Annotated in this window: 1 protein-coding gene; it reads left to right on the plus strand. The window is 60.8% G+C overall.

Annotated elements, in window-relative coordinates; all coding sequences use genetic code 11:
- Positions 1 to 888 (plus strand): IS110 family transposase (locus tag K9B32_RS28825; RefSeq protein WP_224568792.1); only part of this gene is annotated, 888 nt, incomplete at its 5' end.
- Between the last annotated feature and the right edge of the window lie 55 nt (positions 889 to 943).

Genomic DNA, 943 nt, shown 5'->3' on the forward strand with positions numbered 1-943 from the left:
CGCAACTGGATGGTGATGTATGACTGGCTCGACGACATTTGTGATGATGTCGTTCTCGCCCATCCGTTGAAGGTCAAGGCGATCGCCGACGCCAAGATCAAGACCGACAAGATCGATGCGACGGTGCTGGCGCATCTGCTGCGAGCCGACCTGGTGCCGGAAGCCTGGGCACCCGGCGAAAAATCTCGGGAGCTTCGCGTCGCGCTGCGCGAACGGATGTTTTACGTGCGGCTGCGCACAATGACCAAGAACCGGATCGTCACGGTGTTTGACCGCTATCCGGAGCAGACAGCCCAGCTGAAGAAGCTCGGCGATCTGTTCGGCAGGGCCGGCCGTGTCCAGCTGGCGCAAGTGAAGATCTCGGAAATCGACCGCATCCAGATCGACCGTGGCCTCGCCTTCATCGGCGACATTGACATCAGGATCAAGCAGTCGGAAGCAACGATCCGGGCGATGACCAAGGCCAATGCCAACGTCAAGCTGTTGAAGACGATCCCCGGCATTGGCGAGTTCTTCGCCCGGCTGATCGATGCGGAGGTCGACGACATATCGCGCTTCCGCAACCCGAAGAAGCTTGCCGCCTATGCCGGATTGGTGCCCTCGACCTATTCCTCCGGCGGCAAGACCTTCCACGGCAAGATCATCAAGCAGGGCAACAAGTGGCTGCGCTGGGCCTTTGTCGAAGCCGTCAGCCCCGCCATCGCCAACGATGCGCAGCTTCGCGCCCAGTATGAACAATTGAAGATCAGAGGAGTGAACAAGGCGCGCGTGGCGATTGCGCGCAAGCTTCTGACGATCGCCTTCCAGATCCTGCGTGACCAGCGCGCCTACGAGCCGCGCGGCACTGGCACCACGGAAGGCGCGTCGACGATATCCCGGTTGTCCTGATGATCGTCTAGCGAGCCCGGTAGGACTGGGCTGCGCTCCTTAGGGAGAATGGGAA

This window comes from Rhizobium sp. 3T7 (assembly GCF_020166565.1).
Taxonomy (GTDB): domain Bacteria; phylum Pseudomonadota; class Alphaproteobacteria; order Rhizobiales; family Rhizobiaceae; genus Rhizobium.